Raw genomic sequence first — 842 nt, 5'->3', positions numbered from 1 at the left:
GGACAAGTCTATCAAATTAGGAAAAGTGCCGACCATCAGTACAAGGCTGAGGGTAATTTCGGTCGAAAAATATCCCAGGGGCACGGGGGCGGAGCCCCCGGCCGCATGCGCTCGAAAGCTTTGAAAATCTGACCAATTTAGGTTCTTGCGGTCATACCCGCAGCATCATCCGACGTTGATCGTGTTTCTTACCTCACAACATGTATCCGAAGCTCTTTGGCTATCACGGCCAAGTGCTTGCGTTTCTCATCCCATATCGACGGCATCATCAGAACCGTCGAGGTCAGGATAAGAAGGACTGAATGCTCCAAGCGGAATCGGAACGAGAGGGCCGCTCCACTAATCTCTTAGACCTGTTTGATGAATGCGGTATCTGCGCATTCTGGCCAGAATGAACTTCAGAAGTCTTATCCGTGCCAAAAAAAGTGACCATGCAACTGATGCAATCAGGGCGGAATGGCTGTGGGATAAGCCTTCAAAGGGTTCTCATTCCAATCGATTAAGCCTGGAGATCTTCATCCTCTACGCAGCAGCTTCCGCTGCAACTGTGCTCTCCTGCGGCCTTTCTATTGCCGCAAGCACCGAGCGAGGTACGCCCGCTTTGTGAATGTGGAATTTTTCCTTGTAGGTGAGCAGCGCCCAAACGATTCTCAGCAGCTTGGCAGCGAGCGAGACAATGATCTTGCCGTATGGCTTCCCTCGCTTGATCTGCTCCTCCAGCCACCGGCGCAACTGACATTCCGGCAGCTGGTTCTTGCAGTTCTGCATGTAGATCGAGGCGGCGCCCTGTATTACATAGGTTCTCGCAACTCTGTCCCCGTTGCTGTCTCTTATACACATCT

1 pseudogene is annotated in these 842 nt (G+C 52.0%); it reads right to left on the bottom strand.

From position 1 onward, the window contains the following. Window positions 1–522: 522 nt before the first annotated feature. Window positions 523–842: pseudogene (locus tag H6A60_RS14535) on the bottom strand (hypothetical protein); the annotation flags it as partial.

Origin of the sequence: Sutterella massiliensis (assembly GCF_016899755.1) — a bacterium.
GTDB classification, from domain to species: domain Bacteria; phylum Pseudomonadota; class Gammaproteobacteria; order Burkholderiales; family Burkholderiaceae_F; genus Sutterella; species Sutterella massiliensis.
The sequence above is the reverse complement of the archived record's forward strand: the minus strand, read 5'-3'. Positions and strand labels throughout refer to the sequence as shown.